Raw genomic sequence first — 1,272 nt, 5'->3', positions numbered from 1 at the left:
GACGAACCGCTCTCCCTGCTCCCCGCCCGCATCCGCCTGGGCACCCCCGACTCCCCCTGGTGCCTGCCGAAGGTCTCCCTGGAGCTGTCGATCGGCGCGGCCCGCTACCGCGACCGCGTCATCACCGCCGAGCAGCCGTTCCGCGTACGCACCCCGCTGCTGGTCCTGACCGGGCTGACGTACCACGGCATCACCGCCGTCCCCACCCGCGCCGGCGCGGAACGCGTCCTGGTCTTCACCGCCTGGCGCGCCGACATCGCGAGCCTCCGCCAGACCGCGGGCCTGCTCTCCCCCGCCTGCGCCCGGCACCACGCCCGCGACTGGACCCCGCCCTTCCACGGCCTGCCCGGGATCGGCCTGCCGCTGCTGGACATGGGGCTGCCCGGCATCGGCCACGTCTCCGCCGAGCCGTCGCCGTGGGCCCCCTGCCAGGGCGAACTCGAGTCCGACGCCCGGCCCTGGAGCACCACGACCGCCACCGGACGCCCGGTCGTCCTGCTCACCCGCGTCCTGAGCGGCAACCTCCTCGGCCTGCTCCCGGTCACCTTCACCCCGGACACACCGCCCCCGCTGCCGCCCGGGCTGACGATCCCCATCCCGGTCTTCTTCACGCAGGTCGTGGCGTACAACCAGCTGCTGGCCGCGCAGCGGCTCACGATCCCCGGCCTGCACCAGCAGGTGTCACTCCGCTGACTGGCACACGACGGCGCTGGCCAGCAGCACGGCGGTGAGAGCGGTGACGACGAGGGCCCTACGGACAACGGACATGGCACACCTCAGTGCAGCGGCGGACTGTTTCGAGCAGGCCACAACCTACCGTCACCACACCGCAACTCACCGTCACGCCGCTGCAGGGAACCACCCGCAGGGACTAGGAGGCCCTCTGGCCCCGCACCTGGATCCCGTCCAGCAACTCCCGCGTGGCCGCCGCCACCGCGTCCACCGCCTCCTCGAACGCCTCCCGGTTGTGCGCCGCCGGCGCCCGGAACCCGGAGATCTTCCGCACGTACTGCAGGGCCGCGGCCCTGATGTCCTCTTCGCCGACCTCGGGCGTCATCGGCGGGCGCAGGGTCTTGATGCTTCGGCACATGGCTCCAGTGTGCCCGCACCCACTGTCACGCCCACCCTGCGCGCGGCCGCGCCCGGCGGTGAGGGCGGCTGGTGGTGGGGGCGGCGGCCGCGTCCTCCACCGTCAGCTCGATGTACCGGCCGTCCACCTCCCCCAGCGACTCCCCGAACAACTCCGCCACCGGCCCCGGCAACCTCCGCACC

Annotated in this window: 1 protein-coding gene and 1 pseudogene; one reads left to right on the top strand and one right to left on the bottom strand. The window is 73.5% G+C overall.

From position 1 onward, the window contains the following. A pseudogene (locus tag PV350_RS46620) lies at nucleotides 1-693 on the top strand (hypothetical protein); the annotation flags it as partial. Between the two features lie 178 nt (nucleotides 694-871). Here PV350_RS46620 and PV350_RS46615 read toward each other — a convergent pair. Beyond that, a complete protein-coding gene (locus PV350_RS46615) occupies nucleotides 872-1,090 on the bottom strand; it encodes a DUF2277 domain-containing protein (RefSeq protein WP_499512588.1) in 219 nt (72 codons plus the stop codon). Nucleotides 1,091-1,272 lie beyond the last annotated feature (182 nt).

The sequence above is a fragment of the Streptomyces sp. PA03-6a genome, from assembly GCF_033792765.1.
Lineage (GTDB): Bacteria > Actinomycetota > Actinomycetes > Streptomycetales > Streptomycetaceae > Actinacidiphila.
This window is presented reverse-complemented; position numbering and strand designations above follow the sequence as displayed.

Bases quoted from the DNA above. Each gene is read 5' to 3' on its own strand.
- PV350_RS46615 (WP_499512588.1), bottom strand. From the start codon at position 1,090: ATGTGCCGAAGCATCAAGACCCTGCGCCCGCCGATGACGCCCGAGGTC.